Consider the following 5,273-nt stretch of genomic DNA (forward strand, 5'->3'; position numbering starts at 1 on the left):
ACCATCCGGCAAGCGATCCGCCGCGTAGGTCTCCATGAACGTCTGCAACTCCGCCTCCACCGCTTGCTTGATCAGGTCCCGCGCCCCGCGGCGCAGGAGCGCGGTCAACGGGTCATCGGGCGTGTCCGCTGGCCCGTTCGAAATCTCTGTCGTATCGTAGGTCATGGTGGCGTATCCCCCTTGGCTGGTTGGTTGCTGGTACTTCCATTCCAGCCGGATACGCCGCCTTTCTCAATCCCTCCCGTACACCACTTTTGACAGTAACTCCCCGGCAAGCTGTCAGGGGCACGCTCAAGGGTCTCCAGGGCGAGGGAAACCCGCCGGCGCTGGCGGTTTCCGCCTTGAGTCGGCTGGAATGCCGCGTGCGCCCCATGCGCGCCTCGAACGCCGACGCCCTGGAGCAGATTGACCAATTCCTGGACGATCCCGGGCTGATGGTCATCCCGATGGATACGCCAGTACTGGATCTGGCAACCGAACTCCGTGCCCGGCATGGCCTGCGTACACCCGACGCCATTCAAGCCGCGTCCCTGCTCGTAACCGAGCCGGAAGGTACATTCGTGACCGGCGATGCAGACTTTCATAAAGTCCCGGGCCTGCGTGTCCACCGCGTTCCATCCTGACCGGAAAGCACAGCCGCATCGGGCGACCCCGGCATAGCCCGGTGTGACCGCTTCGCGGTTTCCGGGATGACGGAACCTGGGGGCGTTTGGTGTGACGCCGAACGTGGTATCCGCGTCGACAGGGGCGCGCGTAAGGGAAACCCGGAACACTCTGTGGGAGCGGGCCTGCCCCGCGAAGCCTTTGACCTTGTTCAGCTCTGGCAGGGGCATTCGCGGGCGGGCCCGCTCCCACAATGCCGGCTTGTGTGTTGGTTCCTGGCAGACCTTCAAAGGGCCTGTCGGATCACCCCGGCGGATACGGACCCATACCGCTCATCTTCCCGGCTGGGCTGTTGCGGGGGTGGCACGTAACCTTGCAAAGAGCCCTGGTTTCCGGTCAAATCGCGACGCCCCGTGGTTGTACGCTTAAGGCGCTTCGAGCCCGCCGGTGATGGCAACGCCCGAGCGCTTTCCTGGCAAGGGGTCGGGGCCGCCGTCGCTGGCGGTACCGACCTGGCCGAACGCCTCGGGCCGAACAGAGGCCCGCTCGCACATTGCTTTTGAATACAGGAACAGACTCATGAACGATCCCGCCGGTCCGCAATCCCGTCCGTACGATGACGAAATCAGCCTGTACGAGCTGTGGGATGTGCTGGTGCGCCGCTTGCCGGTCCTGCTGGGGGTCGCGGTGCTCACGGTCGTTCTGGGCGTCGCGTACGCCATGATGCAGCCGGTGGTGTACGAATACCGTTCCGGCGTGGATCTCCCAAGGGTCTATTCCGAGGGGCTGATGGACGTAGTCTCACAGGACATGGCGATCGCTCGGCTCGATGATGTTCTGATCCCGCAGCAGCGAGATGCGCTCTTCGGCGACGAGGAGCGGGGGCCTGGCGTTCGCGTGAGTGCCCGCGGCTCCGACTACAGTCTGATCCTGGAGTCCACCAGTACGCGCGAGGCGGCCGAGCATGTGGCGGATCTCCATGAGGGGGTGATCGCGGCTCTGGCCGAGTGGCTGGCGCCACGGTTTGAACAAAGCCTGGCCACCAACCTTAGGCCCTTGAACAACCGCATCGAGGTGCTGGATGAGCAAATCGCGCTGTTGCAGGAGGACCTCAACACCCTCTACGAGCGTCTGGGCGAAGGGGAAGACATCACCGGTCTGATCGTGGCCCAGCAGATTGGCGACCTCCGGCGCGAGCTGGCCGAGTTGCGTACACAGCGCGTGGATGCAAGATCCAGCGCCGAAACGGTTCAAGCGATGAGCCGCGACACCGAACAGACCTTCCTCGCCGGGGAATCCGATAGCCCTGTGGGTGCCGGTCGGTCGCTCATCGTCGCCCTGTCCGTGGTGCTCGGGGGCATGCTCGGGTTGTTTGCGGCGTTCTTCTGGGAGTTCGTCAGCAACGCGCGAAGCCGTCGCCCCGAACAAGGCTAGCTGCGGAGGTTTGTAGCGTTCCCAGCCGAAGCTGCTGGAGGGCCATTTTTTAAAGCATGGCCACGTCTGCGCGCGGATCCGATCAGGCTCGCACGCCCCGTTGCTATGCGACCGATCTGCAGGAAAAAGCTCGCCTCGCGCCACGGCCTGTTCCAGCGCAAACCCGCCGAGCCCCAAGCCCTGATGACCGAGATGGAACAACTGCCCACCGAGCTCCGGGCACAAAGTCCGCGACCGATCCTCCGACCCCGTAGGGTGGGGCCCGGGATGCCGAGCTGGGCGCACCCACAACCCGGCCATCCTGTGTGGGAGCGGGCCTGCCCGCGAAGCCCCTGCCAAAGCCGCACGGTCTCAAGCGGCCATCCCGCCCGTCACAGAGCCGCAACGTCCTCCCACCAGGTCATCCCGGCCGCAGCGAAGCGAAGAGCCGGGATCTCCAGCGGTGGGGCGGTTTCCGGGATGATGAGGCAGGGCTGCCCTGCTGCGAGGATCACGGGATTCGGGCCCTGGCGTCGAGGCGGGCGCAGTTGAAACACTAGGTGGTGAGGGCCGAAGGCATGGTGGTGACACCGCTATACTAATGACTTGGCCGTTCGGCACTGGAGAGAGCGCAATGACGAAGCATTTAACGGCGATTATCGAGCAGGAGGACGGCGGCTATATGTCGTTCTGCCCCGAGGTAGATGTCGCAAGCCAGGGCGCAACCATCGAAGAGGCTCGCAACAACTTGCGAGAAGCGCTGGAGCTGTTTTTTGAATCGGCCTCGGAAGACGAGCTTCAAGAACGCCTCCATGGTGAAGTATTCGTGACCAGCGTTGAGGTCGCCGTTGGGTAAGCTGCGACCGCTTTCGGGCAAGGAGGTTATGGCCATCCTTGCGAGACATGGCTTTGAACCCGTTCGGCAACGGGGCAGCCATGTCGCAATGCAGAAAAAGGATGGACACTCCACGATCACCGTGCCCGTACCGGATCATTCCGAACTGCGAAAGGGCACTCTGATGTCGATCATTCGGCAATCTGGTATTCCTCGTTCCGAGTTCGAATAGACAGCTGCCCCCGCCGCCAAGGGCGGATGTGCTATCCCGCCCGAGCTGATGGTGCCCAAAGTGTTCTTCATTACCCGCCATCCCGGTTCCTCCAGCCAAATTCCGCCCTGTCGTTCCGGCCGTAGTGCTACCCCCCCCACCCCGTCATCCCGGCCGTAGTGCTACCCCCCCACCCCGTCATCCCGGCCGTAGTGCTACCCCCCCCACCCCGTCATCCCGGCCGTAGCGAAGCGAAGAGCCGGGATCTCCAGCGGTGGGGCTGCCCGGACGTGGGAGATCCCGGATAACCGCTTCGCGGTTTCCGGGATGACGGGGGTGGGGTGGCTTCCAGGATGACGGTGGTTGGTGCGGTTTCCGGGGTGGCGGCGCTCAGGGTTGCCTACCCCGGATAACAGGGCAGGGCTTTGCAGGTCTCGAAGGTCGGGTGGAGACGTCTGGCCTCGCGGATGCCGGAATCCAGGGGTGCGGTCGCACCGGTGGCTCGGGGCGGCTATCATTCCTTTATGGCAAAGATTGCCAACTAGGTAGGAGGTTTGTGAGGCCATGGCGACCATGAATGTATCGCTTCCCGATCCGATGAAGTCCTGGGTCGAGAAGCAGGCCGAATCCGGTCGGTACAGCAACGCCAGCGATTACGTGCGCGACCTTATACGCCACGACCAGGAGCGTGCCGGGAAGATCGACCGCATGCAGACGTTCGTCACGGAAGCACTCGAGAGCGGCGCGGGACAGTACAGTATGGAAGAGCTCCGTGAGCGCGCGCTGCGGCAGTGCTCCGGTTCCTGACCCGGTAGGGAATGCCCTTTCATCTGAGCAAAAAGGCGGAGGAGGATGTCATCTCCATCTTCGTCCAGGGCGCCGCGGAATTCCGTGTCGAACACGCAGGGCGGTATCACGCAGCGCTGGAGCGCCAATTCCAGTTCCTGGAGGATAATCCGCTGGTTGCCCGCGAACGCCTCGAGATCGATCCGCCTGTGCGTGTTCACCCGTTTCAGGCGCATATCGTCGTCTACACCCTGGATCCGGGCGGCGACGTCTACATCCTCCGAGTGCGTCACGCACACGAAGATTGGCTTCCGATGCCTTGAGGGCCGCCTCAAGCCGATAGGACCCAATCGCCGAGAAGGTTCGGCTCCAGGAAATCGTAGGCCCAAAAGGCATCGCTGCCCTTCCTCTCCGTCATCCCGGCCGTAGCGAAGCGAAGAGCCGGGATCTCCACCGCTGGGGGCCGCCCAGACGCATGAGATCCCGGATAACCGCTACGCGGTTTCCGGGATGACGGGGTGAGAGGCGCGGCTGCCGGGATGACAGGCTGGGAGGCGGCGGTTGCCGGGAAGAAACATACAAGCCCAGCCCCGGGGCGATGAGGCCCAACCAGCGCCCCAATCGCCGAGGAGCGCGGCTCCTGCAATTAAAGGCCACCAGCGCCGACGCCCTTCGCTACACGTCATGCCGGCCATGGTCGCGGCGGGTGTGAAAAATCAATCCGTCCCGATTTCCTTTCTTGCGCGCTGGGCCAGTGCGTGTCACCTTCAAGACATGCGTGGCATGAGGATCGATTGATGGCACATCAAGATAACGAAGTCCAGGTAGGGGCTCAGGGCCGCGTCGTTATTCCCGCGGGGCTGCGCAAGACACTCAAGCTGCAAGCCGGTGACCGGCTGATCGCACGCCTGGTCGGCGAGAGCTTGGTGCTGGAGCGGCGAGAACTGGTCGAGAAACGGTTGCGCGACCGATTCAAGCACATCCCCAGGGACGTCAGCCTTGTGGATGAGCTGATCGGCGAGCGGCGGTCCGAGGCGACGCGCGAGCGCAAGGCTCCATGACCACGGTACTGGATGCTTCCGCATTGCTGGCGTTTCTGCATGACGAGCCGGGTGGGGACCAAGTGGCACCCATGCTGAGTTATTGTCAATTCTGGTGTATGAGCACTGAGAGTCAGGCGGCGCTCCGGTCGGTGTTGGATGGCTCGGTTTGCTCGACGCCATCGATGAACTGAACCCCGCGCTCGAGCTTGTCGAGCCACTCGTAACCCCGGAGTCGGCGCCAGCGCTTCTGGGCGCTCTGGCCGAGCTTGAACGTCAGGCTCAGGATGGTGTTGCGGGTCACGCAACCGCGGGTCTTGGCAGTGCGCAGGCGCACGGTGGCGAACGTCGATTCGATCGGGTTGGTCGTCCGGATCGATTGCCA

8 protein-coding genes and 3 pseudogenes are annotated in these 5,273 nt (G+C 63.5%); 8 read left to right on the top strand and 3 right to left on the bottom strand.

Going from position 1 to position 5,273, the window contains the following annotated elements; translation table 11 throughout:
- A pseudogene (locus tag D578_RS15995) lies at positions 1-165 on the bottom strand (IS256 family transposase); the annotation flags it as partial.
- Positions 166-254: 89 nt separating this feature from the next.
- Between D578_RS15995 and D578_RS15075 the strand changes: the two are divergent.
- A complete protein-coding gene (locus D578_RS15075; RefSeq protein ID WP_051076346.1) occupies positions 255-623 on the top strand; it encodes a PIN domain-containing protein in 369 nt (122 codons plus the stop codon).
- 405 nt (positions 624-1,028) lie between these two features.
- Here the strand turns inward: D578_RS15075 and D578_RS16000 are convergent, their stop codons facing one another.
- On the bottom strand, positions 1,029-1,184 hold the full coding sequence (locus tag D578_RS16000; protein WP_018950670.1) for a hypothetical protein: 156 nt from the start codon (positions 1,182-1,184) through the stop codon (positions 1,029-1,031).
- Here D578_RS16000 and D578_RS0114645 point away from each other — a divergent pair.
- From D578_RS0114645 to D578_RS16230, 7 genes and pseudogenes are all read left to right on the top strand, one after another.
- Entirely contained in the window at positions 1,183-2,037 is an 855-nt protein-coding gene (locus D578_RS0114645) for a Wzz/FepE/Etk N-terminal domain-containing protein (protein WP_018950671.1), read from the top strand. The genes D578_RS16000 and D578_RS0114645 overlap by 2 nt on opposite strands.
- Before the next feature lie 613 nt (positions 2,038-2,650).
- Positions 2,651-2,872, top strand: a complete 222-nt coding sequence (locus tag D578_RS0114650; RefSeq protein ID WP_018950672.1) for a type II toxin-antitoxin system HicB family antitoxin — start codon at positions 2,651-2,653, stop codon at positions 2,870-2,872.
- A 28-nt stretch (positions 2,873-2,900) separates the two neighbouring features.
- On the top strand, positions 2,901-3,083 hold the full coding sequence (locus D578_RS15800) for a type II toxin-antitoxin system HicA family toxin (protein ID WP_081617393.1): 183 nt from the start codon (positions 2,901-2,903) through the stop codon (positions 3,081-3,083).
- Positions 3,084-3,626: 543 nt separating this feature from the next.
- Positions 3,627-3,869 (top strand): type II toxin-antitoxin system ParD family antitoxin, encoded by a 243-nt coding sequence (locus D578_RS0114655; protein WP_018950673.1) that lies wholly within the window; start codon positions 3,627-3,629, stop codon positions 3,867-3,869.
- Positions 3,870-3,880: 11 nt separating this feature from the next.
- Positions 3,881-4,171, top strand: coding sequence for a type II toxin-antitoxin system RelE/ParE family toxin (locus D578_RS0114660; protein WP_018950674.1), 291 nt, complete (start codon positions 3,881-3,883; stop codon positions 4,169-4,171).
- Positions 4,172-4,645: 474 nt separating this feature from the next.
- The gene (locus D578_RS0114670; RefSeq protein ID WP_018950676.1) at positions 4,646-4,909 is read left to right on the top strand and encodes an AbrB/MazE/SpoVT family DNA-binding domain-containing protein; all 264 of its coding nucleotides are present in this window, start codon (positions 4,646-4,648) and stop codon (positions 4,907-4,909) included.
- Positions 4,906-4,986: pseudogene (locus D578_RS16230) on the top strand (PIN domain nuclease); the annotation flags it as partial. The gene D578_RS0114670 and the pseudogene D578_RS16230, both read left to right, overlap by 4 nt.
- A gap of 35 nt (positions 4,987-5,021) precedes the next feature.
- Here D578_RS16230 and D578_RS0114675 read toward each other — a convergent pair.
- Positions 5,022-5,273, bottom strand: a pseudogene (locus tag D578_RS0114675) (IS256 family transposase); the annotation flags it as partial.

Source organism: Thioalkalivibrio sp. ALMg11 (genome assembly GCF_000377905.1).
Taxonomy (GTDB): domain Bacteria; phylum Pseudomonadota; class Gammaproteobacteria; order Ectothiorhodospirales; family Ectothiorhodospiraceae; genus Thioalkalivibrio.